Genomic DNA, 25,264 nt, shown 5'->3' on the forward strand with positions numbered 1-25,264 from the left:
CCTGCCCGCGCTCTCATTCAGCGCACTCCCCATCCCGCGGGCAGTAGCGCAACGCCAGCACGGTAATGTCATCCGCCTGCGTGGCGCCATCCGCGAAACGCTCGACGGACGCCAGCACCGCATCGACCTGCTCTCGCGCCGGTCTCGAGGCGATCTCCCCATACAGCTGGAACAGCCGATCCTCGTCGTACAGGCGTTGTTCCCCGTCCGCCGCCTCGGTAACCCCGTCGGTATAGAGCAGCAGGGCATCGCCCGGGCCCAGCTGGACGGTCTGCACCGGATACTCCATGTCTTCCATTGCCCCCAGGACCAGCCCCGGCGGCAGCTTCAGCCAGTCGTATGTGCCATCGGCGCGGCGGATCAGCGGCGGGTTGTGGCCCGCATTTGCAAGACGGACCTCGCCACTGCCCAGATCCAGTACCCCGCACAGGTAGGTCACGAACATCCCGTTGTCGTTGTTCAGGCACAGCTCGTTGTTGACCCGGGCCAGTATTTCGCCGGGGTCGCGCGGGTCCTGCTCGGCGATGCCCTTGACCAGGGTCTTGGTCACGGCCATGAACAGCGCGGCCGGAACGCCCTTGTCGGAGACATCGCCGACCGCGAAGAACAGGGCGTTGTGCTCGCGCAGCGGGAAGAAGTCGTACAGGTCGCCCCCAACCTCCTTGGCCGGGATCAGGCGTGCCGCGAGATCGATGCCCACGTCCAGGTCGGCGAGGTCCAGCCGCTTGGGCAGGAAGCTCATCTGGATGTTGCGCGCGATCTTCAGCTCGCTCTCCATGCGCTCCTTGGCGGCGGTGGTCGCGGTCAGGTCGTTGATGTAGTCCTTCAGGGACAGGCGCATCTCGTCCAGCGAGTGGGCCAGCTGCCCCACCTCGTCGCCGGTGCGGATCGGCGGCAGGGGCCGGTCCAGGTTGCCGCGGGCGATCTCGCCGGCGCTGCTCGCCAGGCCCTTCAGCGGGCGGGTGATCCCGCGCGAGATGCCCGTGATGGTGCCCAGCAGAATGAAGAAGCCGAGGGCGGCGATGATCAGCACCCAGTGCATCACGCGCAGGATGTCCCCGAACAGTTCGCGCTCCGGGATGATCACGCCCACTGCCCAGTTCGCCTCGGGCAGGCGTACGTGGTAGAGCCGCGCGGGCTCCTCCAGCAGCACCTCTGGCACGCGCGAGAAGCCCTCATCGGTGCGCTGAATGTGCCGTCCGAGTTCGCGCAGCTCCGGCTCGTCCAGGGTCTCGGCCAGGCTGAACAGGCTCTCGCGCATGATCCAGTCGCGCTGCGGGTAGGTGATAAAGCGTGTGCGCGGGCTGACCAGGAAGGCAAAGCCGCTGTCGAAGATCTCCACCTCGTCGACCCGCTCGGTCAGGGCCGGCAGTTCGATATCCATGGTGACGATCCCGCGTAACGCCTCCGCGTCGTCAGGGTCGAAGAAGGGGCGCGAATAGGTGGTGATCAGACGGTCCGGATCGGCGGCGGAGGGGAACGGCTCGGTCCAGAAACCACTGCGCGTGAGCGCCGGGATCTGGTACCAGTCCCGCGTGAAGTAGTCGAAGTCGTCGCCGCCCAGGTTCATGCGTTCGATGCCATCCGGCGTCTCGTAGGAGAACGGGCCGAAGTAGCGCTCGTCGGGGTCGGCGGCATAGGGCTCGTAGGTCACCGCCGTGCCCTGCACCGCATCGGACTGGAGGGTCACGTCGTCCAGCACGGGGAACAGGCCGTCGGGCCGGATCTGTCCCGAATTCAGGGCGCTGGCAAGGCCCTGTGCCGACCCGGCGACCTCGTTCAGCGACGAGCGGATGCGGTTGGCGGTCGCATGGGTCAGCTCGCGCGCCTGGTCCTCGGCGTGTTCCAGCATGATGTCGCGCACCATGAAATACAGCGCACCGGAGGAGATGAAAAAGATCGAGCCGGTCGTCAGCAGGGTGACCAGCGCCAGGCGGACCGCAAGGCTCTTGCGGCCGTTCATTGCGCGAGGTCCCGGTGAAACTGCTCGTACGGCACCGGCTCCCACTCCAGGTGCCCGAGGTTGCGCATCAGGCTGACGGCCAACTGGTAGTCCTGCCGGTCCAGTTCCGGGCCGCGCAGTTCGTCGTCTTCGAGGTAGAGCGGGCGGAGTGCCTCCAGCATCAGGCGCTGGTGGGCGCGGTTGGTCGGCTCGCCGGCGCGTATGACGCGATCCATCACCGCATCCATCGCGGCGTCCGGATGGGCGAATGCGTACTCCCAGCCGCGCAGCGAGACCTCGACGAACGCGCGAATATCGTCGGGTCGTTCGCGCAGCGTCGATTCCAGGACATAGATGCCGTCCTCGGCCAGGCCCACGCCATGATCCTCCAGCGGCATCACCTCGATCTCGTCCGGATCCAGGCCGCCGAGATACAGCTCGACCAGCTCGTTGTAGCGAGTGGCGGTGGCGGCGGCGACCGCGCCGGTGCGCAATGCGGCCATCGTCGCCCCCTGGTCGGCCGTCTCGGGCTGCACCCCGTAGGTGCGGAACAGGGCCTCCGGCTGCAGGCTGAAACTGGCCCAGCGCGAGACGCGCTCGCCGTCCAGATCCTCCGGTACCAGGATCCCGGACTCGGCCAGCGACACCAGGACCAGCGAAGAGTCCTGGATCAGTTGTGCTACGTTGACCACGTCCACGCCCTGTTCGCGCAGTTCCAGCGCCTGCGTGAGATAGAGCAGAGCCACGTCGGCGTCTTCGTTGGCCAGCGTGGCGGGGGCGGGGTGTTCCGCGCCGTGCGGGAGGATTTCGAGCTCCAGCCCGGCGTCCTGATACCACCCCCTGTCCTTGGCAAGGTAAAAGCCGGCGAACTGCGCCTGGGGTACCCAGTGCGGCTGAAAGCGCAGGGTCTGGGGCTCGGCCGCTACGCTACCCGCGCTCAGCAGCAGAGCAGCCAGCACGGCAAGGGAGAGCCACACAGCGCCATCGGGGCGGCTCGTGGCCAGGCTCAGGGGTTGGGCGTATGCGGCATCCATGCGGTCGGGGCTCGCCATGGCCTGTTGCGACCGCGCCAGCATAACGAGGCTCGGCGAAGGGCGCACCCGGACTGGGTGCGCGTGCCGCTTGCTGCAGTGCGTTGCGTCCGAGGTCGGACGGTGCGGGTCAATCGCGATCGTCTCGCGAAGGCGGCGCCCGCAGCCCCGTCACAATGGGGCCGTCAACTGGCGGGTGCGCAGATGGGTGGCGCCAATGACTGCGGCCGGTACCAGCAACAGATTCACCAGGGGGACCATGGCCAGCAACGTCGTGCCGGCCCCAAAAGAAAGGGTTTGTAGTCGGCGCCCCCGTAGCCGCTGACGTACCGCCGCGAATTCGAGGCCGTCGTTGGCCAGCGGGACCTCCATGAACTCCACCGCCAGGACCCAGCTGCCATAGAGGAACCAGGCAGCGGGTGCCAGCAGGTTGAGCCCCGGCACGAAGGTGATGACCAGCACCGGAATCAGCAGCAGGGCGTAATAGCCGATTTTGCGCGCCGCGGTAGCCAGCGCGTGTATGGACTCCGCGGTCAGCGAGCGGGGCGCGGCCAGGGGCGGGTGGCCCAGGCCTTCGGCCGTGCGGTAGGCCAGCGGCCCGGAGAAGGGGCTGGCCACGATCGCGGCCAGGGCCACGGCGGAAATCCCGACCACCAGCAGCAGGAACAGCGCGAACAGCGGCCACAGCAGCCAGGCCAGCCAGTCCCAGGCCTGCGGCAGCCAGGCGGCCAGAAAGGCGTCAAAACCCACGGCCGCCGCGGCGACGAGGGCCACCACCAGCAGGATATTGATGATCAGCGGAACGATCACGAGCCCGCGCAGCGCGGGCTCGTGCACGCGTGTCAGGCCCCGGAACGGGGCGAGAAACGCGTAAAGCGGCGAGAGAGGTGCTGCCCGCTCGCTCAGCGGCGGGCCCCGAACACCGTCAGGACCAGCCCGACAACGGCCATGATCCCGCCGCCAATGAAGTACATGCGGGTCTCGTCGGTGTAGCGGCCGGTGAGGGTCTCGTGCAGCTCCTCGCCCAGGCCTTCGGTGGCGTTATAGCCCATCACCAGCAGGATGACGCCACCCACCAGCAGGGCGATTCCCAGAATTCGGCTCCAGTGCATGTGTGCGTCCTTTTGTGCTGTGGTCCTGTGCCTGAATGTAGCACCGATCTCCGGCACTGGCGGTGACGTATCCAGAGAAACGCGCATATCCCTGGTTGCGCAGGAGGCCAGCCCTCTGGCCGATGGGGCTTGTCCGGCATCGCATCGCGCAGGGGGCTGCGCTCCTACAAGGGGGGTGTCTTGCGTAGGAGGCCAGCCCTCTGGCCGATTGCCGTTGGCCCTCAGCGAGAAGGCGAGAAAGCCTCCAGGCCCATGCCGATGCGCGCCAGGCGCGCGGCGCCGTGTGCCGCATCGTCGTTGTCCGCGGTCATAACCGGGATCTCCAGGATGCGCTCGCGGATGCGCGTCCAGGTGGGGTTCGCGGCACCACCACCCAGGGTGATCACGCGCTCCACGCGCGGGGCCCCGAGTTCGGTCAGGCGCTGGTAGCCGTCACGCTCGATGCGGGCGATGCCCTCGAACAGCCCCTGAAGAAAGCGTGCGTCATCCTCAGGGCGCGGGGTCAGCCGCGGCTCCAGTTCCGGATCACTGACCGGAAAGCGCTCACCCCGTCGGGGCAGGGGCAGGTAGTCGAGGCCGGTATCCGTTTCCGGGTCCAGCTGAGTGCTCAGGTGTTCCAGCGTGGCGTCGTCAAAGTGCTGGCGCAGTACCGCCCCACCGCTGTTGGAGGCACCGCCGACCAGCCACTGGCCGAACAGGTGATGGCTGTAGATGCCCAGCTCGGGGGCATAGACGGGCTCCGGCGAGAGCTGCTTGATCACCATGGTCGAGCCCAGACTGGTCACGCCGGTCCGGTCGTCCTCCACACCGGAGGCGAGAAAGCCGGCGATGCTGTCGGTGGTCCCGGCGATCACCCGCGAGGCGGGGTTCAGGCCCAGGTGCTGTGCCATCTCCGGAGAGATCGGGCCCAGGTTCGTACCCGGCGATACGACTTCCGGCAGCAGGTTGGCATCCGTGGTCAGGATGTCCTCCAGCCAGTCCGGCCAGCCCTGCCAGAGGGCGTCGTAGCCAAGCTTCAGCGCGTTGTTCTCGTCCATCAGGTCAAAGCGCCCGCGCAGGCGCCCGGCGATCCAGTCGGCCTGATGCAGGACGCGACGCACCCCGGAGAGGCTCTCGTGGCGGCGCACCCACAGCAGCTTTGCTGCAGAGGAGCTGGGGCTGTGCACGGCGGACCCGCTGGGCGCGACCCCGGCGAGGATCGCGGTCATGTCGGTGGCGCGGGCGTCGTTGTACATCATGGCCGGCCGTACCGGCCGGCCATCGGCATCCAGGAACAACAGCGTGGCGGAGGTGCCGTCCACCGCGATCGCGACGGGTTCGCCCTTCAGGTGCTCGGCGGCCTCACGCAGCAGTTCGCGTACCAGGGTCCACCACTGGGCGGGGTCCTGTTCCGCGATGCCGTCTCCGTCCGTCTCCGACTCCGGCAGATCCCGCGCGGCCGAGTACACCCGCTCGCCGTCCGGATCCACCAGTGCCAGGCGGATGCCGGAGGTGCCCAGGTCAAGGCCGATCGCGTGCATTGGAGTCGGCTACAGGCCCGAAAGCAGCGGGCTGCGCCCCGGCGGCGGGAGCGTGACCCGCTCCGGTGGTGTCCAGCCGGGCTGGCGGTGTTCGGCCACCACCGAGGTGTAGATGCCGCCACGCACGTTGAAGTACGAGGTCAGGCGCATGAAACGCGGCTCCGTCGCCGCGACCAGATCCGCCAGGATCTGGTTGGTCACCGCCTCGTGAAAGGCCCCCTCGTCGCGAAACGACCACATGTAGTTCTTCAGCGACTTCAGCTCCACGCATTTCTGGTCGGCCACGTACTCCAGGTGCAGCTCGGCGAAGTCGGGCTGGCCGGTGGCCGGGCACAGGCAGGTGAACTCCGGGATGCGGATATAGATCGCGAAGTCGTTCTCCGGCGCCGGGTTGTCGAAGGTCTCCAGGGTCTTGCTCGGCTGGCTGGGCATGTCGGTTTCTCGTTGCGGGTCCATTCATGTGGGAGCGTGCTTGCACGCGAACGTTACCGGCACAAGCGTGTACCATTCTACCCCCGAGTGTCCTGACCGCGGATTACGCCGAACGTGCGACTCGCCCGAATCAAGCTGGCCGGCTTCAAGTCCTTCGTCGACCCGACGACGCTGGTGCTGCCCGGAAACCGGGTGGGCATCGTCGGGCCGAACGGCTGCGGCAAGTCGAACACCATCGACGCCGTGCGCTGGGTGATGGGCGAGTCCTCGGCCAAGCACCTGCGCGGCGACTCCAGCGAGGACGTGATCTTCAACGGCTCCTCCAGCCGCAAGCCGGTCGGGCAGGCCTCGATCGAGCTGATCTTCGACAACTCCGACGGTCGCCTGGGCGGCGAGTACAGTGCCTATGGCGAGATCGCCGTGCGCCGTGCGCTGACGCGCGATGGCCAGTCCAAGTACTTCCTCAACGGCCAGCGCGCGCGCAAACGCGACGTGGTGGACCTGTTCCTGGGCACCGGCCTCGGCCCGCGCAGCTACGCGATCATCGAGCAGGGCATGATCGCGCGCCTGATCGACGCCCGCCCCGAGGAACTGCGCGTCTATCTCGAGGAGGCCGCCGGCATCTCCAAGTACAAGGAGCGCCGGCGCGAGACCGAGAACCGCGTGCGCCACACCCGCGAGAACCTGGAGCGCCTGGACGACGTGCGCGACGAGGTCGCCAAGCAGGCCGAGCGCCTCAATCGCCAGGCCGCGACCGCCGAGAAGTACCAGACCCTCGCCGCGGAGCGGCGCCAGAAACGCGCCGAGGCCATCCTGCTGCGCCTGCGCGCGCAGGAACAGGAACTGGAAGCGAGCCGGCGTCGACTGCAGGCGGCCGAGACCGAGTTGGCCGGCACCCAGGCCGAGGCGCAAAAGATACGCACCGAGACCGAACATCAGCGTCAGACGCGCGTGGACCTGGAGGCGGCCACCACCGAGGCGCAGTCCGCCTACTACGATCGCGCCGCCGAGGTCTCGCGCCTGGAGCAGTCGATCCGCCATGCGGAGGACGAACTCGCCCGCGAGCGCGCCGAACTGCAGCAGCTGGAGCAGCGCCTGCAGACGGCCGGAGAGGCCTTCGCCGCGCTGGAGCAGCGCCTTACCCAGGCCGAACGCGAGCGCGACCAGCGCCAGCAGGAGGCGAACGCCGCGGAGGCCGAGCGCGAACGCCTGGAGGCCGCGGCAGAACAGGCGGAAACCGAGTTTCAGGCGGCGCGCGAGGCGCAGTCCGAGTGGGAACGCGCCCTGGCCGACCCGCGCCAGAATGCACAGCTCGCGCGTTCGCGCATGGATCACGCCGAGCACCAGCTCGCGCGCCTGGAGCAGCGCCGCGAACGTCTCGACGCCGAGCGCGCGGCCCTGCCACAAACCCACCCGGGCGAGGAGGCCGAACGGCTGCAGGGCGAGCGCGATGCCCTGACCGAGCGCCTGGAGCAGCTGCGCCAGCAGCGCGAACAGCAGCAGGAACACCTGAACCAGCTCACCGAGGCCCGCCGCGAGGCCCGCGACGCCCTGCACCAGGCCGAGCGCGAGGCGCGCGAGGTCGCGGGGCGTCTGGCGGGGCTGGAGCACTTCGCCGGCGAGGACGACCCGGCGCAGACGCGCGAGCGCCGCGAGGCCTGGGCACGCGAACAGGGGCTGGACCTCTCGCGGCCCCTGGTGCAGCAGCTGGAGGTCGATGACGGCTGGGATACGGCCGTGGAGCTGGTGCTGGGGGCCTGGCTGGAGGCCGCCGTGCTGGACGCGCCCGAGGCCACGCAGGACTGGCCGGATGCCGCGCTGCGCCTGGTGAGTACGCAGCCGGATGCCGACGCGGCGATCTCGGACGACTCGCTGGCCGCCCGCGTGCGCGGCTCCGCGGCCGTGACGCAGTGGCTGTCACGCATCCACTGCGCGCAGGATCTGGACGAGGCCCGGCGCCGCCTCGCGAGCCTCGCAGCAGACCAGAGCGTGATCACGCCCGACGGCACCTGGATGGGGCCGGGGTGGGTCGCGCATCGCACGCTGGAAGGCGGTGCCTCCGGCGCGGTGGCGCGGGTGCGGCTCGCGCGCGAGTTGCGCGAACAGGAAGAGCAACTGCAGGCGCAGAGCGACCAGCACCAGGCCACCCTGGCCGAACGAGGCGAGGCCATCGATGCCGCGCAGGCCGAGCGCGACCGGCTGGATGCCCAGCTGCGCGAACAGCAGGGCGAGATCGACGAACGCGACCGGCGCATCCAGCGCCTGCGCGATCAGGCCCGGCAGCTGGAACAGCAGCAGGCGCGGATCGACCGCGAGGCGGGCGAGCTGGAAGAAGAAACGGCGCGCGCACGGGAGCAATTCGAGACTGCGCAGCAGGAGCGCAACCAGGCCCTCGCCACACTGGAAACGCTGGAGGCCGATCGCGGCACACTGGAGAGTCGGCTGGAGGCCGCGCGCGACGCCCATAGTCAGGCCCGCGATGCGGTGCGCGAGGCGCGCGATGCCGCCGGGCGGGCACGCATGGCCGAGCAGGAGGCGCGCCACCGGCTGGAACGCGAGCAAAGCGAACGCGAGCGCCTGGAACGCCAGCGCGCGGAGGATCGCGAGCGCCTGGAGAAGCTGCAGCAGGGCCTGGCCGGGCGCGAGGGGCCGCTGGAGCAGTGGCGTGGGGACCTGCAGGCCGCCGCGGAGCAGCGCCAGCAGGCAGAAGAGCGGCTGACCCGGGCGCGCGCGGATCTCGAGGCCTGCGATGCGCGGCTGCGGGAGCTGGCCACACAGGCCAGCGAGCTGGACAGCCGCGTCGAGGCGCAGCGTTCCACCTGCGAGGAGCTGCGCCTGGATCAGCGCGAACGTTCGGTGCAGATCGAACAGCTGAAGAGCCAGTTCCAGGAGTCGGGCTTCGAGGCCGGTCCGCTGGCCGAGGGGCTCGCGGGGGATGCGACGGTACCGGCCTGGGAGCAGGCGATCGCGGAGCTCGACCGCAAGATCGAGCGCCTGGGTCCGATCAACCTGGCGGCGATCGACGAGGCGCGCAGCCTGGAGGAACGTTCACGCTATCTCGAGGAGCAGCATGCCGATCTGATCGAGGCGCTGGAGACGCTGGAGGCGGCGATGCACCGCATCGACCGCGAGACGCGCCAGCTGTTCAAGCAGACCTTCGATCAGGTGAACGCCGGGCTGGGGCAGAAATTCCAGCGTCTGTTCGGCGGTGGAGAGGCGCGCCTGGAGATGACCGGCGACGACCTGCTGGATACCGGCGTGACGATCATGGCGCGCCCGCCGGGCAAACGGCTCTCTACCATTCATCTAATGTCTGGAGGCGAGAAGGCGCTCACAGCATCGGCGCTGGTGTTCGCTATCTTTGAATTGAATCCGGCACCCTTCTGCATGCTGGACGAGGTGGATGCGCCGCTCGACGAGGCCAACGTCGGGCGCTTCTGCGAGCTGCTGCAGGACATGTCCGAGCAGATCCAGTTTATTTTTATCACCCATAACAAGGCCACGATGGCGATGGCGGAACAGCTGATCGGCGTTACCATGCACGAACCGGGCGTCTCGCGCCTGGTAAGCGTGGACATCGACGAGGCCGTCGAACTGGCCGAGGCCTGATCCCTGCGATCCCACGGGTTGGGGCGCGGTCGTACAACCGGAAAGACGAGGTATTGAGTGGATTGGATGCGCATCAGTCTGGTGATCCTGGGGATCGTGCTGGTCGCCGGTATCTGGATGGCCCACCGCCTGCGTACGCGCGAGCGTGGGCCGGATCTGGACGACGACACCACCGACTGGAGTGACGACGCGGTGCACATCCGTGCGCAGGACGAACCCGTAACACGCGGGCCACGCGGACACGAGGGGGAATCCGACGATCTGGGGGCCGAGGCGGGCTGGGCCGATCCACTGGAGACCTCCCGCGAGTACACGCGGGATACCGATACGGGCGGTCCCGATGAGGATTTCGACGATGTTCGCATTCCCCAGCGCGAGCGCGCGGAACCGCATCTGGGCGTGACCTCGGGGGAGGACGACGAACCCCTGACTCCGGGCGAGCGTCATGCCGACCGCGCACAGGATATCTACGGTGTTCTGGACAACGACGAAGAGCCGGTTCCGCCGCCGCCCCATGGCGCGTTCGAGCCGGACCCGGCGGATGCGCCGCGCCGCCGAACCAAGTCCCGCGCTGTGGAAACCGCGAAGGGCGTGATGGACCAGTTGAGTGACCGCATGCGCTCCGGGATCGCCGCGCTGCGTGGCGCTCGTCTGCGCGGCCCTCGCGCCAAGGAGACCCTGGGCGAGGAACTGCACCCGGATCACGAGGTCGACCCCGAGCTGATCGAGGAACCGGCACCCGACATGGAGACCCTGGGCGAGTATGTGTCCGAACCGCGCGTGGTCGGGCGCAACCCGCTGCGTGGTGGCCCCGGGACCGACGAGAAGATCCTGCTGTTGCATGTGGTCGCGCCGCGCAACCGGCCGTTTACCGGCGTGGCCCTGGCGGCCGCCCTGCAGCGCGCGGGCCTCAAGCCGGGCGCAATGGACATCTACCACTACCACGATGCCGAGATCGACAGCCGCCAGGCGCTGTTCTCCGCCGCGAACATGGTGCCGCCGGGCACGCTGCGCGAGCAGGATCTGGCGGACACGATGACCCCCGGCATTACCCTGTTCGTGCAGGTGCACAACAGCGCCGATCCGCAACGCGCGTTCGAGGCGCTGCTGGAGAATGCGCACGGCCTGGCACGGGATCTGGGCGGCTCCATCCTCGACGCCCAGCAGTCCACCGCCACCAACCAGACGCTCGCGTACATGCGCGAGGACCTGAACGAGTGGCTGATGCGCCACCGCCCGGACCTGTTGCGGCGGCGGAGGGCGCGGTGAGTTCGCCTTCCGCGTCCCGGGAGGGCGCGGCGGGGGAGGCGGGCGAACGGATCGAACAGCTGCGGCGCCAGATCGAGCACCACAACTACCGCTACTACGTCCTGGACGACCCGGAGGTCTCCGACGCCGAGTTCGACACGCTGATGCGCGAACTCGAACAGCTCGAGGCCAACCACCCCGAACTCGTCACTCCGGATTCGCCCACCCAGCGTGTCGGCGGCACCCCCGCCGCCGGTTTCGACACAGTCCGGCATCGCCTGCCGATGCTGTCGCTGGCCAACGGCTTCGAACCCGACGAGATCCGCGACTTCGACCGCCGCGTGCGCGAGCGCCTGGCCAAGCAGACCGGAGAGCCCGACCGCGTCGAGCAGGCGGTTGCCTACATGGCCGAGCCCAAGCTGGACGGCCTGGCGATCAGCCTGATCTACGAGAACGGTCGCCTGGTGCAGGCCGCCACACGCGGCGACGGCGAGACCGGCGAGGACGTGACCGGCAATGTCCGCACCGTGCGGCCGATCCCGCTGCATCTGGGGGATCGCTATACCGGCGATGCGCCCGGCGTGCTGGAGGTGCGCGGCGAGGTGTTCATGCGCCGCTCGGATTTCGAGCGCCTGAACCAGGGCCTGGAGGCCGATGGCCAGCGCGGTTTCATGAACCCGCGCAACGCCGCCGCCGGAAGCCTGCGCCAGCTGGACCCGAAGGTGACGGCGCGGCGCCCCTTGAGCTTTTTTGCCTACTCCATTGGCCATGTCGAGGGCGGCACTTTGCCGGACACCCAGTCCGGGACGCTGGACTGGCTGCACCACCTGGGCTTTCCGGTCTGCCCCGAGCGGGCGGTGCTGGAGGGTGTGGAGGGCTGCCTTGCCTACTACGAGCGCCTGGCCGAGCGTCGTCGCGAGCTGGACTACGAGATCGACGGCATCGTCTACAAGGTCGACTCGCTGGAGGACCAGCAGCGCCTGGGCTTCGTCTCGCGCGCGCCGCGCTGGGCCATTGCCCACAAGTTCCCGGCCGAGGAGCAGACGACTACGCTGCGCGCCGTCGACTTCCGCGTCGGCCGTACCGGGGCGCTGACCCCGGTCGCGCGTCTCGAGCCGGTACTGGTCGGCGGGGTCACGGTCAGCAACGCCACGCTGCACAACATGGACGAGATCGCGCGCAAGGACATCCGCATCGGCGACCGCGTGATCGTGCGCCGCGCGGGCGATGTGATCCCCGAAGTCGTCGGCCGCGCCGGCGGCGAGCGCCCGCAGGACACCCGCGCGATCGAGATGCCGGCCCGCTGCCCGGAGTGCGATTCGCACATCGAACGCCCGGAGGGCGAGGCCGTCGCGCGCTGCACCGGCGGGCTTGTCTGCCCCGCGCAGCGCCGCGAGGCCCTCAAGCACTTCGTCTCGCGCCGCGCGATGGATATCGAGGGCTTCGGCGAAAAGCTGATCGAACAGCTCGCCGATGGCGGCATCGTGCAAAGCCCGGCTGACCTGTTCGCGCTGGACGCCGAGCGCCTGGAGGCGCTGGAGCGGGTCGGCCCCAAGCTCGCCGAGAACCTCGTCAACGCCCTGAAACAGTCGCGCGAGACCACGCTTGCGCGGTTCATCTTCGCCCTCGGCATCCGCGAGGTGGGCGAGGTCACCGCCCGCAACCTGGCCACGTCCTACGGCGACCTGGACGCACTGATGCAGGCCGATGCCGAGGCGCTGCAGGAGGTCCCGGACGTCGGCCCCATCGTCGCTGAACACATCGCCAACTTCTTCGCCGAGCCCCACAACCGCGACGTGATCCAGGCCCTGCGCGACGCCGGCGTCCACTGGCCCGATCCGCCGCGGCCACAAGCGGCAGAGTCGGGCGACGCGGCCCCGCTGGCCGGCAACACCTACGTCCTGACTGGCAGCTTCGACACGATGACCCGCGAAGAAGCCAAGGCCGCCCTCGAGGCCCGCGGCGCCAAGGTCACCGGCTCCGTCTCCAAAAAGACCACCGCCGTCATCGCCGGCGCCGACCCCGGCTCCAAGGTCACCAAAGCCGAATCCCTCGACATCCCCATCCTCGACCCCGACGACCTCGCCCAGCTCCTCGCCTGATCAGCCCTCCTGTGGGATTGGGTTGGAGGAAGTGGTCTGATGGGGCTGGGTTTGTAGGGTTGGTTCTTGTGGGAGGTGGGTCTGTGGGAGCGGGCTTGCCCGCGAAGCCCCTGCCAGAATCCGCCCGGGACTGGAACTTCGCGGGCAAGCCCGCTCCCACAGAATAGATCCCACAGAGCTGCTCTGACAAAACTGCCCCCACAAGGCTCATCCCGGTAGCGCCGAGGATAAGCGACCGCGCGTTTGCTACTCTGACGAAACGACTTGGCCCATCCGGATCGTGATTCGCATGCTTCAGCCGGAACAGATCAGCCGCATCAATGAACTCGCCGCCCGACACCGCTGGCGACTGGTGATCCTGTTCGGGTCCGTAGCCCGGGAAGGGCACGGGCGGGATGTGGATCTGGCCGTCGAACCGCAGGCGATGCCGGACCTGATGACGCAGGGACGGTGGCAACGGGAACTGGAAGAAATCTTCGAACCCGTCCCGGTCGATCTTCTGCTCCTTTCGGACCGTATGTCGCCGGTCACCCGCTTCGAGGTTTTCCGCGATGGTGAATGCCTGTTCGAGGAGCGAGAGGGACGATTCCACGCGGAGCAGGACCGCGCGTTTTTCCTGCACGCGGATTCCGTCCTGTTTCAGCGCCACATAACAGAGGATTCGGATGCCGCCTGATACTTCCGAGGTGATGCAGCGCAAGTTGTCGATGCTGCGCCAGTTCCTGTCGGACCTTGAGCACTATGGCGCGATGGATCCACGCGAGCAGCGCCGCGATGGCTATCGCCTCGCCGCGACCCAGGGAAACACTGATCAATGTACACACTCGCGTTGGCACCCCAGGTTTTCCGAGACTAGGCGCGGTGCACGGCCGGTAGTGGTTCTACCGGCAAGGGCCGCAACGCAGGATCGGGGAACCTGGGGTGCCAACCCCGGAGGGGCTCGGCCTCTTTTGCGCGGGAACGGCGTTGCGGTTCCCTTGTGCAGAATGACTGCACGGCAGTCACCACGCCTTGTTCTCACGCAAAAGCGACTCGAGCGCGAGCGTGTACATTGATCAGTGTTTCCCTAGCGCGACGTTTTCGAGGCCCTTCGTGATCGACTCGATCTTGGCGAGACGGTTTGTGAGTGTGCATTGTGGGAGCGGGCTTGCCCGCGAAGCCCCTGCCAGAGCCGGCCCGGGGCAGGGGCTTCGCGGGCAAGCCCGCTCCCACAAAAGTGTGGGGCAGTGGAAAGGTTATAGCTGTAACAATTACGGGAGGTTCGAATGCCACGGAAGGCACGATCCCACCGGCTGCGGTTCGGGCGCGTCAGCGAGCACGGGAGGGTTTACCTGGTCACGGCGGTTTGCGCCGACCGGCAGGCCTGGTTTTCGCGGTTTGAGCATGGGCGCTGTTGTGTCCATGCGATACGTGAGCTGGAAGGCGAGGCGAATACGCTTTGCTTCGTGGTTATGCCGGATCACATGCACTGGCTGATGCAATTGGAAGCTGGAGACCTCTCCCGCGTTGTGCAGAAGGTGAAGGGTTCCACGACTCGGCGAATCGGGCAGTTGCGTGGCCGACCGTGTAAGGTTTGGCAGCCGGGTTTTCACGACCGTGCTTTGCGTCGGGAGGAGGACCTCCAGGCCGTGGCTCGGTATGTGGTGGCCAACCCTCTGCGGGCTGGGCTGGTGCGCAACCTGCGCCACTATCCGCTGTGGGATGCGATCTGGTTGTAGGGTTCCGATAAGGGCTTCGCGGCCAAGGCCGCTCCCACAGCCAGGTCAATCCTGGGCGGCTTGAGTGGGTGTGGGAGCGGGCTTGCCCGCGAAGCCCCGCCAGCGCGAACAATGGCAACACCCAGGTCCACGGCGTCAGCCCATCGCCAGGAGTGCATTTTCATCAGGGGTTGCTTATGCTTCGCGCGCCGCCATGGAGTGCGGCGGGCGCCAGGGACCGGCACTTGATGTAGTGTGGTCAGCCTGGGTTTTGTCTACAGGGTTTTGGGCCAGGATCAGGATGCCGGACGGGCACATCACACCATGCTGAACCGTGGGCTGGAACGTCTGCTGAGGCTGCCGCGCGGCAAGAAGCGCTGGCTGATGGTTGCCGCGGACGCGGTGATGCTGCCGCTGGCGCTGTGGTCGGGCTTCATGATTCGCCTGGCCGAGCCGGTTCCCGAGATCATGCAGGAGACCTGGTGGCTGTTCCCGCTGGTTGTGCTGGTCGGGATCCCGGTCTTTGTCCGCCTTGGGCTTTATCGCGCGGTTGTGCGTTTCATGGGGACACGTGCGATCTGGGCGGTCGGTACCGGCGTCGTGCTCCTGGCGCTGGTGCTGTGGGCAGCCGTAGCGCTGGCACAGGTCGATAATTTCCCGCGCTCGGTACCGATCAATTTCGCGATCGTCGCGTTCATCTACGTGGGCGGCAGCCGGTTCCTCGTACGCGCGCTCTATCATTCGATGCTGGCCACCGATCCGGGTGTTGAACCCGTCGTGATCTATGGTGCGGGCGAGGCGGGCGTCCAGCTGCTGTCGGGCTTGAAATCGGGTGGGCGCTTTCGCGTGGTCGCATTCGTCGACGACGACCGGGCGCTTCAGGGCAGCTCCATCGACGGCATTCGGGTGCGCGATCCGTCCGCGCTAAAAGGCCTGATCAAACGCTACGGTCTGCGCCGACTGCTGCTGGCAATCCCCTCTGCCAGCCGGGCGGATCGACGCGCCATCCTGGAGCGACTGGAAGGCTATCCGTTGTATATCCAGACCGTACCGTCCATGGATGCGGTCGTATCCGGCCAGGCTCGGCTCGACGAACTGGAAGACATCGATATCGCCGACCTGCTCGGGCGCGATCCAGTGCCCCCGGATCGCGAGCTTCTAAAGCGCAGCATTGAAGACCGAGTCGTGATGGTCACCGGTGCGGGCGGGTCGATTGGTGCGGAGCTTTGTCGCCGGATTCTGCGCCTGAAGCCGCGCCTGCTCGTGCTCTACGAGCGCAACGAGTTCTCGCTGTACCGCATCGAACGCGACCTGGAGGTGCTGGCGGACCAGAAGGGGCTGGAAGTGCCCGTGGTGGCCCTGCTGGGTTCAGTTGCGAACCCGCGCCGCGTGAGGAGTGTGCTCAAGGAATACGGCGTACAGACGCTTTACCACGCGGCGGCGTACAAACACGTCCCGATCGTGGAGGCCAACCTGATCGAGGGCGTTCGCAACAACGTCTTCGGTACCGCGATCCTCGCGGACGCTGCGATGGAGGCCGGTGTCGAACGCTTCATCCTGATCAGCACGGACAAGGCCGTACGCCCGACCAATGTCATGGGCGCCACCAAACGCCTGGCGGAGATGCTCCTGCAGGACCGCGCGCGCCAGAACCCGCCGACCATCTTCAGTATGGTGCGCTTCGGTAATGTGCTGGGCTCGTCCGGCTCCGTGGTCCCGCTGTTCCACCAGCAGATCCGCGACGGCGGGCCCGTCACCGTGACGCATCCGGAGATCACCCGCTATTTCATGTCCATCCCGGAGGCTGCAGAACTCGTCATCCAGGCGGGGGCGATGGCCGAGGGGGGAGAGGTATTCGTGCTGGACATGGGCGAGCCGATTCGGATTGTCGACCTGGCCCACCGGATGATTCGCCTGCATGGCCGCCAGGTGAAAGAAGATGGAGAACCCGAGGACGGGATCGAGGTTGCCTTTACCGGCTTGCGTCCAGGCGAGAAGCTCTTCGAAGAACTGCTGATTGGCGACAACGTCGTCGGCACATCGCACCCCAAGATCATGCGGGCACACGAATCGTGTGTGGATGCGGGAGAAGTCCAGTATGCGCTGGACACGCTCGATCTGGCCGAGCGTGACATGAATACCGAAATCGCCTGCCAAGTGCTTCGGCGGGCCGTGGTGGAATACGAGCCCGTTCCCGCAGGAGAACAACGCGGGTAAGCGTTTTGGCGAACCGGTGCGCAGAGTGCACCGCCAATGCGTATGACCGCGGATCCTGAGTACTCGGTCATTACCTGCACGGCCGCGCTTGTGTATGCTTCGCCACGACTCCAAATCACCCCTGCAGGAGCCGCCTTGGGGGCGACGCTCCAACCAGAGCTGGCCACGGGCAGGCCCTTCGCCTGCGAGCAGGCTGCTGCGGGGAGGTGGATGAACATCAACATTGATCAAACGAAGGACCCAGGGATGAAAATCGCAGTCGCCGGAACCGGATATGTCGGGCTCTCCAATGCCGTGCTGCTCGCGCAGAACCACGAGGTCGTTGCACTCGACGTGGTGCCGGAAAAGGTCGATCAGATCAACCGTCGGCAGTCCCCGATCATCGACGCCGAGATTCAGGATTTTCTCGAGAACCGCGAGCTGAACCTCAAGGCCACGCTGGACAAGCAGGAGGCCTTCGAGGGGGCGGATTTCGTGGTCATCGCGACACCCACGGACTACGACCCGCAGACCAACTACTTCAACACCAACACCGTCGAGTCCGTGATCCGCGACGTGCTGGCGATCAACCCGCACGCCACCATGGTGATCAAGTCCACCGTGCCGGTCGGCTACACGCGCGAGATCAAGGCGCAGATGGAGACCGACAACATCCTGTTCTCGCCGGAGTTTCTCCGCGAGGGGCGTGCGTTGCATGACAACCTGCACCCCTCCCGCATCATCGTCGGCGAACAGTCCGGGCGGGCCGAGACCTTCGCCAGCCTCCTGGCTGAAGGCGCAGTGGACGAAGACATCCCGATCCTCTTCACCAACTCCACCGAGGCCGAGGCGATCAAGCTGTTCGCCAACACCTATCTCGCGATGCGGGTGGCGTACTTCAACGAGCTGGACACCTACGCCGAGACCCACGGTCTGGACACCCGGCAGATCATCGACGGCGTATGCCTGGACCCGCGCATCGGCAGCCACTACAACAACCCGTCCTTCGGCTACGGCGGCTACTGCCTGCCGAAGGACACCAAGCAACTGCTGGCCAACTACGACGAGATCCCCAACAACATCGTCAAGGCCATCGTGGATGCCAACCGCACCCGCAAGGACTTTGTGGCGGATGCCGTGATCAACCGCAATCCGAAGGTGGTTGGTATCTACCGCCTGGTGATGAAGAGCGGCTCCGACAACTTCCGCGCCTCCGCCATCCAGGGCGTGATGAAGCGCGTCAAGGCCAAGGGCATCGAGGTCGTCGTCTACGAGCCGGAGCTCCCGGACGAGGAGTTCTACCGCTCCCGCGTCATCCGCGACCTCGAAGAGTTCAAGCGCATCAGTGACGTAATCGTCGCCAACCGCATCACCGACGACATCCGCGACCAGGCCGACAAGATCTACACCCGCGACCTCTTCAACAACGACTGACCCATCGCTAGGCCGCAACCCGTGTAGGAGGCCAGCCCCCTGGCCGATCGGATGTTGGACAGGCCCCATCGGCCAGAGGGCTGCCTCCTACAGGAGCGCAGCCCCCTGCGCGATGCGGCGCTGGCTATGCCTCAATCGGCCAGGGGGCTGGCCTCCTACGGAAGATTTGACGGAAGGCAATGGAATGCATTCCCAGAGATTTGAACGACGGGTGACCGTAACTCGCCACGCGCAAGAACGAATGAAGCAGCGCGGTATCTCCGAAGTCGACCTTATTGAATTGCTCGAAGGCGGCGACTTGCGTTACAAGGACGAGATACGGCTTTGGGTGGCGAAACACTTCGAGGGGCGGTCCGATAATCTCATCTGTGCAGCCGTGATCCTTGAGAAGCATTTGGTGGTCAAAACCGCTATGCACCACTTTGACTGGGGAGGGTGACGATGCGCACCACATATGACGAAGCGGATGACGTTCTCGTGCTCCACCTCTCGGACAAGCCGATCACGCGTGAATGCTCGCAGGACTGGAATACCCATGTGAGCTACGCAGAAGACGGAACGATCGTCGAAGTCGTGATCCTGGAAGCATCCAAACAGGGTGCATGGCCGCTCCTGCGATCCAGAGCCGCTTGATTCCCGTAACCCAGAGGGGCCAACCTCACCTGTAGGAGGCCAGCCCTCTGGCCGATCGGATGTTGGACAGGCCCCAATCGGCCAGAGGGCTGGCCTCCTACGATGGGTCCCGGGCATCCTGTAGGAGCGCAGCCCCCTGCGCGATAGGAAGCCAGACAAATCCCCAACGGCTACAATCTGGCTTACCGCCAGCCGAAGACTACCAGGCCTCGCCGCCGCCCCTTGGGGAACAAAACAACCAGCACAACGGGAGCGATGCCATGGACGGCAAACCTCACGCTCAGGCCCTGCGCCGTGGCCGCTATTCCGAGCCAGGGCGCATCTACCTCATCACCACCGTCACGCAGGATCGCACACCGGTGTTCCGCGACTTCGCCGCCGCACGTGCGCTGGTCGCCACGCTGCGCCACGCGCAAGCGCTCGGGCATGCGGATACGCTGGCCTATGTGGTCATGCCGGATCATCTGCACTGGCTGATGGCCCTCGGCGACAACATGTCCCTGTCCACCGTCGTGCGGTCGGTCAAGGGCGTCACCGCCCGCAGGCTTGGGCGCGCACTCTGGCAGCCCGGCTTCCACGATCACGCGGTACGCCGCGAAGAAGACCTGACGTCGCTGGCCCGCTATATCGCCGCCAATCCCCTGCGTGCCGGTTTGGTGCGCAAGCTGGGTGATTATCCGCATTGGGATGCGATCTGGCTTTGATCGGGGGTTGCGCCGAACGCCCAATCGGCCAGAGGGCTGGCCTCCTACATGATCTTGGGGCATTTCCTTCTGTAGGAGCGCAGCCCTCTGCGCGATGGGGTGTTGGTGATGCCCCAATCGGCCAGGGGGCTGGCCTCCTGCGCGGTTTGCGGCGCCTAGCCACGTCTTTGCCCCCCGTTCGCGGCGAAGCGAAGAGCCGGGATCTTTGGGGAAAGAGCAAGCGGTCGAGTTCGTCCTGGATGTGAATGAACCCGTGCCGTACAATTCCATTGAACTTGCCATACACGCCGGGAGGTGATCGCATGGAACACGAAACCACCAAGGTGACCGTGCGCCTGCCCAAGAAGGATGTGGAGTTCGCGAAGGCCTATGCCAAGGCGCACGGTATGAGCATGACCGAGGTGATTGATCGCCATCTGCGCCGCCTTCGCGCGCTCGAGCGACATACGCCAAGTGCCGAGCTGGAGGCCATCACCGGCCTGATCCCCCCTGATGTGGATGCCGAGCAGGCCTATAAGGACCACCTGCGCGACAAGCATCAATCGTGATCATGCTCGATCTGAACGTCCTGCTGGACGTTCTGCAAAAGCGCGAGCCGCACTATCGTGTTTCGGCGGCAGTTCTGGAACAAGTGCTACAGGGCGAAGACGAGGGTGCAATCAGCGCACACGCGGCGACCACGGTGCACTACCTGGTTGCACGGTATGCGGATCGCACGTCCGCTGATCGGGCCTTAAGCTGGCTGCTCCAGCATTTGCACGTATGCGCGGTGGGACGCGCAGAACTCGAACGAGCCCGGTCACTCGGTTGGGCGGATTTCGAAGATGCCGTGGTGGCAGCCACTGCCGAGCGCGCGGGTTGCGCGTCCATCATCACGCGCAACGTCAAGGATTTCGCCGGTTCGCCCGTGCCCGCGCTGACTCCGCAGGAGTTTCTGCTCCGCTAACCAACGTTTTCTGGGCTTTCGACGGGCCCGATCGGCCAGGGGGCTGGCCTCCTACGGGGTGCTATAATCGGTACCCCAGTCAGTACCGGAGGGTGTATGGAGAACGTGATTTCGGCGCAGGAGATCAAGCGGCGCGGCATTAGCGCGGTGGATCGGGCGCTGGAGAAGGGGCCGGTGCACGTGATCCAGCGCAATCGTCCGCGTTACGTGATCCTGAGCGAGGAGTCCTACCAGCGTCTGGCCGAGGGCGTTGAGGCCAGGGGACGGTTGTGGCAACGATTGTTGGAAGACGATGCAACGCCCGTCGCACCCCGAAGCCGGGCGGACCTGGACCGTGAATTGCAAGCCGAACGCGAAGGCTGGTCCGATTGATGCTGGCGTTTCTGGATGCCAGTGCCATCATCTACCTCCTGGAGGGTGATACCCGTACCCGAGAGTCGGTCCGACAGGTACTCAGAAATCTGGAGCAGAGCGACGGCCCTCCGGCGCTGGCGGTGTCCGCCTTGAGCCGGCTGGAATGCCGCGTACGCCCGCTACGCGAATCGAACACCCGGGTTCTTGAACAACTGGATGTGTTTTTCGGCGACCCGGGGTTGTCGGTCGTTGCGCTGGATACGGCCGTTCTGGACAAAGCGACGGAACTGCGTGCTCACCATGGACTGCGCACACCCGACGCCATCCAGGCCGCGTCTCTGCTCGCGGCCGACCCGGAAGGCGCCTTCGTGACGGGCGATGGCGATTTTGAAAAGGTACCGGGCCTGCGCGTGCACCGCATTCCACGGTGACCCGGAAACTCCCGCACGGCGTCATCTGGCCGAAACGGTAGGAGCGCAGCCCTCTGCGCGATGCGAGGGCACATACATCGGTCTCCGCTTTTACCTTCCGTTGGGCCGGTAATTCACGGCTGGCGTATAATCGACAATATGCGTCTTAGTTCCCAGCACGTAAAAGCGATCCGCGAAGTGGTTCGCCGCGAATGCGGTGCCAGTGCCCGTGTTCGGCTGTTTGGCTCGCGTCTGGACGATACGCGGCGCGGCGGCGATGTCGACGTGCTGGTCGAGCTGGAGGAACCCGTCGAGCGCCCGGCGGTTCTTTCAGCGCGTCTCTCGGCCATGATCAGCCGCCGTCTCCAGGGGCGTGCAGTGGACGTTGTCCTCTCCGCCCCGAACATCACGCGGAGCCCGGTTCATAACACCGCCGAAAAAGAAGGGCGACTTCTATGAAGATCGGGCCTGAACAATTGGAACGTCTGCGGTTTCTCGCGCGTGTAGTCCAACGTGAACAACAGCATCTTCTGACCACCGACCAGCGCGTGTTCAACAAGCCGTTCACCCCGGCGCGTTCGCGCGATCTCGCCGAGAACGTAGACGAGGCTGAACGAGTGGAAGCCTTCGTGAGCCGATTTGGTCGCCTGCAGGATACGCTGGGGGATAAGCTGCTCCCGCTCTACCTGGAAGCCCTGGGAGAACATCTGGGCGCCGCTATCGACAACCTCGACCGAGCCGAGAAGCTGGGGCTCATTCCCTCGAGCGACGACTGGCTGGCCATGCGAAAACTGCGCAACCAGATGGTGCATGAATATATCGAGGATTCGGCCACCCTGGCCGATGCTCTGCAGGCCGGACATGAATTCGTGCCCACGTTGACGGCCGTCGTTAAGGCATTCCTGAACGATATGCGCACCCGAGGCTGGCTAACTGCGTAGGAGCCCAGCCCCGAAGGCGTTGGGGCGTATCCAGGCTCCAATCGGCCAGGGGGCTGGCCTCCTACGGGGCGTTGGCTTGCGGCGGGGTATGGTGCGTGGTCCAATGTGCGCTCAACGCGTGAACGCAGTCGCCGCTGGGCGGCTTTGGGCCGGCAGGTTGATCAACGACGATACCCAGTACCAAGTACTTCGCCTGCTGGAGGCGGACCCCGAGATGAGCCAGCGCCAGATCGCGCGGGCGCTGGGGCTCTCCGTTGGCAAGACCCACTACGCGCTGAAGGCACTGCTGGATCGCGGCTGGGTAAAGACACAGAACTTTCGCCGCTCCGACAATCGCTCCGCCTACCTGTACAAGCTGACCCCGGGCGGTCTGCAGGAGAAGGCACGCCTGGCGTATCACCTGCTCAAACGCAAACGCGCCGAACACGAGGCGCTGATGACCGAGATCGAACAACTACGCACGGACATCCAGAACAATGGCCAATCGCCCCTGTAGGAGCGCAGCCCCCGGCGCGATGGGGTGCTGGTGATGCCCCAATCGGCCAGAGGGCTGGCCTCCTACGGGGGTAAGACGAGAACGGATGACGGAATGGAACTGATCACGCCGTATGGCGGGCGCCGCGCACGGCTGTGGCATGCCCCTGTAGGAGCGCAGCCCCCTGCGCGATGGGGCGCTGGTAATGCCCCAATCGGCCAGAGGGCTGGCCTCCTACAGGGGGTAAAACAACAACGGATGATGGAATGGAATTGATTACGCCGTATGGCGGTGGGCTCTGCGAGCGGTATGTGGATGAGGCGACTGCGCGCGACTTGAAAGAAGCGGCGCGGGACATGCCCTCCTGGGACTTGACCCTGCGCCAGCAGTGCGACGCGGAGCTGCTGCTGAATGGCGGCTTCTCCCCGTTGGCGGGCTTCATGGGTCCGGCGGACTACGACGGCGTGCTCGAGAACATGCGCCTGGCCGACGGCACGCTGTGGCCGATGCCGATCACGCTGGATGTGACCGAAGCCTTCGCCGCGCAGGTGGAGGAGGGCAGCCGCATCGCCCTGCGCGATGCCGAGGGCATGCTTATCGCGGTGATGGACGTGGAGCATCGCTGGACGCCCGATCGCACGCGCGAGGCGGAACAGGTCTTTGGCACCACCGATACCGCGCACCCGGGCGTCAACGAGCTGTTGCATCGCGCGGGCCCCGTCTATCTGGGCGGTACGCTGCATGGCCTGGAGGCCCCGGTCCACCACGACTTTCGTAACTACCGCTACAGCCCGAGAGAGCTGCGCGAGTATTTCCAGAAGCTCGGCTGGAACCGTGTGGTCGCCTTCCAGACGCGCAACCCCATGCACCGCGCCCAGGTGGAGCTCACCCGCCGCGCCGTGCGCCAGACGGAAGCCAACCTGCTGATTCATCCGGTCGTGGGCGTGACTGCCCCGGGCGATGTGGATCATTACGCCCGCGTGCGCTGCTACGAGCATGTGTTGCGCCAGGCCCCGGAGCAGACCACCCAGCTGAGCCTTCTGCCGCTGGCGATGCGCATGGCCGGCCCGCGCGAGGCCTTGTGGCACGCGATCATCCGCCGCAACTACGGCTGTACGCACCTGATCGTAGGCCGCGACCATGCCAGCCCCGATGCAGGCCCGGACGAGCAGGCCTTCTACGGCCCCTATGAGGCACAGGAACTGATCCAGCGCCATGCCGAAGAGATCGGCATCGAGATGGTCCCGTTCCAGGCCATGACCTACGTGCAGGACCGGGCGGACTTCGTGCCGGCCGACGAGGTGCGCGAGGGCGAGCACACCCTCAGCCTCCCCAGCTCGGAATTCCGCCGCCGCCTGCGCGAGGGCCTGGAGATCCCCGAGTGGTTCTCCTACCCGGAAGTGGTGCAGGAGCTTCGCCGCAGCTTCCCGCCGCGCGACCGCCAGGGCTTCACCGTGTTCTTCACCGGCCTGTCCGGTTCCGGCAAGTCCACCATGGCCAACGCCCTGCGGGTCAAGCTGATGGAACTGGGCGGGCGCGCCGTCACGCTGCTGGATGGCGACATCGTGCGCAAAGAGCTCTCCAGCGAGCTCGGCTTCTCCAGGGAGCACCGCGACATCAACGTCCAGCGCATTGGCTATGTGGCCAGCGAGATCACCAAGAACGGCGGCTGCGCCATCTGCGCCCCCATCGCCCCGTACACTGACATGCGCCGCCGCGTGCGCGAACGCATCGAGCGGGTAGGGGGCTTTATCGAGGTCCACGTCGCCACGCCGCTGGAGACCTGCGAGGCCCGCGACCGCAAGGGCCTCTACGCCAAGGCCCGCGCCGGCCTCATCAAGGAATTCACCGGCATCGACGACCCCTACCAGGAGCCGCAAAACCCCGAGCTGCGCCTCGACACCCGCGAGATGACCCCGGACGAAGCCGCCCACCGCATCCTGCTCAAACTCGAAGCCATGGGCTTCATCCGCAACCCATGACCCCCCAACTCTGTAGGAGCCCAGCCCCCTGGGCGATCGCCCTTACCAGGCGCCCGAACCCCCGGGCAGGCAACGCCCCAACGCCGCCCGCAACACCCCCCAATGTAGGAGGCCAGCCCCTGGCCGATCGGACCTATCCAGCGCCCCATCGCCGAGAGGGCTCGGCTCCTACAGATCTCGAAGCCACCGCAAATGTAGGAGGCCAGCCCCTGGCCGATCGGGCCCATCCAGCGCCCTATCGCCGAGGGGGCTCGGCTCCTACAGGTCTCGGAGCCACCGCCAATGTAGGAGGCCAGCCCCTGGCCGATTGGACCCATCCAACGCCCCATCGCCGAGGGGGCTCGGCTCCTACAGGTCTCGGAGCCACCGCAGATGTAGGAGGCCAGCCCCTGGCCGATCGGACCCATCCAACGCCCCATCGCCGAGGGGGCTCGGCTCCTACAGGCTTCGAAGCCACCGCAGCTAACCGTCATCCCGGCCGCAGCAAAGCGAAGAG

General features: G+C 66.4%; 24 protein-coding genes. 18 read left to right on the plus strand and 6 right to left on the minus strand.

All coding sequences use genetic code 11. The annotated features are described in order from the left end of the window. Positions 1 to 13: 13 nt before the first annotated feature. The 6 genes from C995_RS0111965 to queF all read right to left on the minus strand — a co-directional run bounded on the left by C995_RS0111965 (position 14) and on the right by queF (position 6,037). Positions 14 to 1,963, minus strand: coding sequence for a SpoIIE family protein phosphatase (locus C995_RS0111965; protein ID WP_018865160.1), 1,950 nt, complete (start codon positions 1,961 to 1,963; stop codon positions 14 to 16). Then, positions 1,960 to 3,018, minus strand: coding sequence for an ABC transporter substrate-binding protein (locus tag C995_RS0111970; protein ID WP_018865161.1), 1,059 nt, complete (start codon positions 3,016 to 3,018; stop codon positions 1,960 to 1,962). The genes C995_RS0111965 and C995_RS0111970 overlap by 4 nt, the downstream gene beginning before the upstream one ends. Positions 3,019 to 3,144: 126 nt before the next feature. Beyond that, the gene (gene cysZ / locus C995_RS0111975; protein ID WP_081618902.1) at positions 3,145 to 3,819 is read right to left on the minus strand and encodes a sulfate transporter CysZ; all 675 of its coding nucleotides are present in this window, start codon (positions 3,817 to 3,819) and stop codon (positions 3,145 to 3,147) included. 56 nt (positions 3,820 to 3,875) lie between these two features. Continuing rightward, positions 3,876 to 4,085, minus strand: coding sequence for a DUF3185 family protein (locus C995_RS0111980; protein WP_018865163.1), 210 nt, complete (start codon positions 4,083 to 4,085; stop codon positions 3,876 to 3,878). A 221-nt stretch (positions 4,086 to 4,306) separates the two neighbouring features. After that, on the minus strand, positions 4,307 to 5,605 hold the full coding sequence (locus tag C995_RS0111985; protein WP_018865164.1) for an FGGY-family carbohydrate kinase: 1,299 nt from the start codon (positions 5,603 to 5,605) through the stop codon (positions 4,307 to 4,309). Positions 5,606 to 5,614: 9 nt separating this feature from the next. After that, complete coding sequence (gene queF, locus C995_RS0111990) at positions 5,615 to 6,037, minus strand: preQ(1) synthase (RefSeq protein WP_018865165.1); 423 nt, start codon at positions 6,035 to 6,037, stop codon at positions 5,615 to 5,617. Positions 6,038 to 6,151: 114 nt separating this feature from the next. Here queF and smc point away from each other — a divergent pair, with 114 nt between their 5' ends. The 18 genes from smc to C995_RS0112080 all read left to right on the plus strand — a co-directional run bounded on the left by smc (position 6,152) and on the right by C995_RS0112080 (position 24,768). After that, entirely contained in the window at positions 6,152 to 9,646 is a 3,495-nt protein-coding gene (smc, locus tag C995_RS0111995; RefSeq protein WP_018865166.1) for a chromosome segregation protein SMC, read from the plus strand. 66 nt (positions 9,647 to 9,712) lie between these two features. Then, a complete protein-coding gene (locus C995_RS0112000) occupies positions 9,713 to 10,915 on the plus strand; it encodes a cell division protein ZipA C-terminal FtsZ-binding domain-containing protein (RefSeq protein WP_018865167.1) in 1,203 nt (400 codons plus the stop codon). Beyond that, complete coding sequence (gene ligA, locus C995_RS0112005; protein ID WP_018865168.1) at positions 10,912 to 12,996, plus strand: NAD-dependent DNA ligase LigA; 2,085 nt, start codon at positions 10,912 to 10,914, stop codon at positions 12,994 to 12,996. Before C995_RS0112000 ends, ligA begins: the two co-directional genes overlap by 4 nt. A gap of 289 nt (positions 12,997 to 13,285) precedes the next feature. Then, positions 13,286 to 13,672 carry a nucleotidyltransferase family protein gene (locus C995_RS0112010; protein WP_018865169.1) on the plus strand — a complete coding sequence of 129 codons (387 nt, stop codon included), beginning with the start codon at positions 13,286 to 13,288 and terminating at the stop codon, positions 13,670 to 13,672. 589 nt (positions 13,673 to 14,261) lie between these two features. After that, on the plus strand, positions 14,262 to 14,714 hold the full coding sequence (locus tag C995_RS0112015; RefSeq protein WP_018865170.1) for a transposase: 453 nt from the start codon (positions 14,262 to 14,264) through the stop codon (positions 14,712 to 14,714). Positions 14,715 to 15,017: 303 nt separating this feature from the next. Then, on the plus strand, positions 15,018 to 16,910 hold the full coding sequence (locus tag C995_RS0112020) for a nucleoside-diphosphate sugar epimerase/dehydratase (protein WP_018865171.1): 1,893 nt from the start codon (positions 15,018 to 15,020) through the stop codon (positions 16,908 to 16,910). A gap of 246 nt (positions 16,911 to 17,156) precedes the next feature. Further along, on the plus strand, positions 17,157 to 18,323 hold the full coding sequence (locus tag C995_RS0112025) for a nucleotide sugar dehydrogenase (protein ID WP_026279096.1): 1,167 nt from the start codon (positions 17,157 to 17,159) through the stop codon (positions 18,321 to 18,323). 184 nt (positions 18,324 to 18,507) lie between these two features. After that, complete coding sequence (locus C995_RS0112030) at positions 18,508 to 18,762, plus strand: DUF4258 domain-containing protein (RefSeq protein ID WP_081618903.1); 255 nt, start codon at positions 18,508 to 18,510, stop codon at positions 18,760 to 18,762. A 2-nt stretch (positions 18,763 to 18,764) separates the two neighbouring features. Continuing rightward, positions 18,765 to 18,956, plus strand: coding sequence for a DUF2283 domain-containing protein (locus tag C995_RS0112035; protein ID WP_018865174.1), 192 nt, complete (start codon positions 18,765 to 18,767; stop codon positions 18,954 to 18,956). 260 nt (positions 18,957 to 19,216) lie between these two features. Then, positions 19,217 to 19,660, plus strand: a complete 444-nt coding sequence (locus tag C995_RS0112040) for a transposase (RefSeq protein WP_018865175.1) — start codon at positions 19,217 to 19,219, stop codon at positions 19,658 to 19,660. Positions 19,661 to 19,962: 302 nt separating this feature from the next. Then, positions 19,963 to 20,208 (plus strand): DUF6364 family protein, encoded by a 246-nt coding sequence (locus C995_RS0112045; RefSeq protein WP_018865176.1) that lies wholly within the window; start codon positions 19,963 to 19,965, stop codon positions 20,206 to 20,208. Next, positions 20,205 to 20,606, plus strand: coding sequence for a PIN domain-containing protein (locus tag C995_RS0112050; protein ID WP_018865177.1), 402 nt, complete (start codon positions 20,205 to 20,207; stop codon positions 20,604 to 20,606). The genes C995_RS0112045 and C995_RS0112050 overlap by 4 nt, the downstream gene beginning before the upstream one ends. Before the next feature lie 96 nt (positions 20,607 to 20,702). Continuing rightward, a complete protein-coding gene (locus tag C995_RS0112055; protein WP_018865178.1) occupies positions 20,703 to 20,978 on the plus strand; it encodes a type II toxin-antitoxin system Phd/YefM family antitoxin in 276 nt (91 codons plus the stop codon). Next, positions 20,978 to 21,391: a PIN domain-containing protein gene (locus tag C995_RS0112060; RefSeq protein WP_018865179.1), complete on the plus strand. Its 414-nt coding sequence runs from the start codon at positions 20,978 to 20,980 to the stop codon at positions 21,389 to 21,391. The genes C995_RS0112055 and C995_RS0112060 overlap by 1 nt, the downstream gene beginning before the upstream one ends. Before the next feature lie 138 nt (positions 21,392 to 21,529). Beyond that, positions 21,530 to 21,829, plus strand: coding sequence for a nucleotidyltransferase domain-containing protein (locus C995_RS14120; protein WP_026279097.1), 300 nt, complete (start codon positions 21,530 to 21,532; stop codon positions 21,827 to 21,829). Further along, positions 21,826 to 22,311 (plus strand): hypothetical protein, encoded by a 486-nt coding sequence (locus C995_RS0112070; protein ID WP_018865180.1) that lies wholly within the window; start codon positions 21,826 to 21,828, stop codon positions 22,309 to 22,311. The genes C995_RS14120 and C995_RS0112070 overlap by 4 nt, the downstream gene beginning before the upstream one ends. Positions 22,312 to 22,468: 157 nt before the next feature. Continuing rightward, the gene (locus C995_RS0112075) at positions 22,469 to 22,807 is read left to right on the plus strand and encodes a MarR family EPS-associated transcriptional regulator (RefSeq protein ID WP_018865181.1); all 339 of its coding nucleotides are present in this window, start codon (positions 22,469 to 22,471) and stop codon (positions 22,805 to 22,807) included. Positions 22,808 to 23,052: 245 nt separating this feature from the next. After that, the gene (locus tag C995_RS0112080; RefSeq protein ID WP_018865182.1) at positions 23,053 to 24,768 is read left to right on the plus strand and encodes a bifunctional sulfate adenylyltransferase/adenylylsulfate kinase; all 1,716 of its coding nucleotides are present in this window, start codon (positions 23,053 to 23,055) and stop codon (positions 24,766 to 24,768) included. Positions 24,769 to 25,264 lie beyond the last annotated feature (496 nt).

The sequence above is a fragment of the Thioalkalivibrio sp. ARh3 genome, from assembly GCF_000377265.1.
GTDB classification, from domain to species: domain Bacteria; phylum Pseudomonadota; class Gammaproteobacteria; order Ectothiorhodospirales; family Ectothiorhodospiraceae; genus Thioalkalivibrio; species Thioalkalivibrio thiocyanoxidans.

Coding starts and splice junctions, on each gene's coding strand:
- C995_RS0111965 (WP_018865160.1), bottom strand. CDS start 1,963: ATGAACGGCCGCAAGAGCCTTGCGGTCCGCCTGGCGCTGGTCACCCTG.
- C995_RS0111970 (WP_018865161.1), bottom strand. CDS start 3,018: ATGCTGGCGCGGTCGCAACAGGCCATGGCGAGCCCCGACCGCATGGAT.
- C995_RS0111980 (WP_018865163.1), bottom strand. CDS start 4,085: ATGCACTGGAGCCGAATTCTGGGAATCGCCCTGCTGGTGGGTGGCGTC.
- C995_RS0111985 (WP_018865164.1), bottom strand. CDS start 5,605: ATGCACGCGATCGGCCTTGACCTGGGCACCTCCGGCATCCGCCTGGCA.
- queF (WP_018865165.1), bottom strand. CDS start 6,037: ATGCCCAGCCAGCCGAGCAAGACCCTGGAGACCTTCGACAACCCGGCG.
- C995_RS0112000 (WP_018865167.1), top strand. CDS start 9,713: ATGCGCATCAGTCTGGTGATCCTGGGGATCGTGCTGGTCGCCGGTATC.
- C995_RS0112010 (WP_018865169.1), top strand. CDS start 13,286: ATGCTTCAGCCGGAACAGATCAGCCGCATCAATGAACTCGCCGCCCGA.
- C995_RS0112015 (WP_018865170.1), top strand. CDS start 14,262: ATGCCACGGAAGGCACGATCCCACCGGCTGCGGTTCGGGCGCGTCAGC.
- C995_RS0112020 (WP_018865171.1), top strand. CDS start 15,018: ATGCTGAACCGTGGGCTGGAACGTCTGCTGAGGCTGCCGCGCGGCAAG.
- C995_RS0112025 (WP_026279096.1), top strand. CDS start 17,157: ATGAAAATCGCAGTCGCCGGAACCGGATATGTCGGGCTCTCCAATGCC.
- C995_RS0112030 (WP_081618903.1), top strand. CDS start 18,508: ATGCATTCCCAGAGATTTGAACGACGGGTGACCGTAACTCGCCACGCG.
- C995_RS0112035 (WP_018865174.1), top strand. CDS start 18,765: ATGCGCACCACATATGACGAAGCGGATGACGTTCTCGTGCTCCACCTC.
- C995_RS0112040 (WP_018865175.1), top strand. CDS start 19,217: ATGGACGGCAAACCTCACGCTCAGGCCCTGCGCCGTGGCCGCTATTCC.
- C995_RS0112045 (WP_018865176.1), top strand. CDS start 19,963: ATGGAACACGAAACCACCAAGGTGACCGTGCGCCTGCCCAAGAAGGAT.
- C995_RS0112055 (WP_018865178.1), top strand. CDS start 20,703: ATGGAGAACGTGATTTCGGCGCAGGAGATCAAGCGGCGCGGCATTAGC.
- C995_RS0112060 (WP_018865179.1), top strand. CDS start 20,978: ATGCTGGCGTTTCTGGATGCCAGTGCCATCATCTACCTCCTGGAGGGT.
- C995_RS14120 (WP_026279097.1), top strand. CDS start 21,530: ATGCGTCTTAGTTCCCAGCACGTAAAAGCGATCCGCGAAGTGGTTCGC.
- C995_RS0112070 (WP_018865180.1), top strand. CDS start 21,826: ATGAAGATCGGGCCTGAACAATTGGAACGTCTGCGGTTTCTCGCGCGT.
- C995_RS0112080 (WP_018865182.1), top strand. CDS start 23,053: ATGGAATTGATTACGCCGTATGGCGGTGGGCTCTGCGAGCGGTATGTG.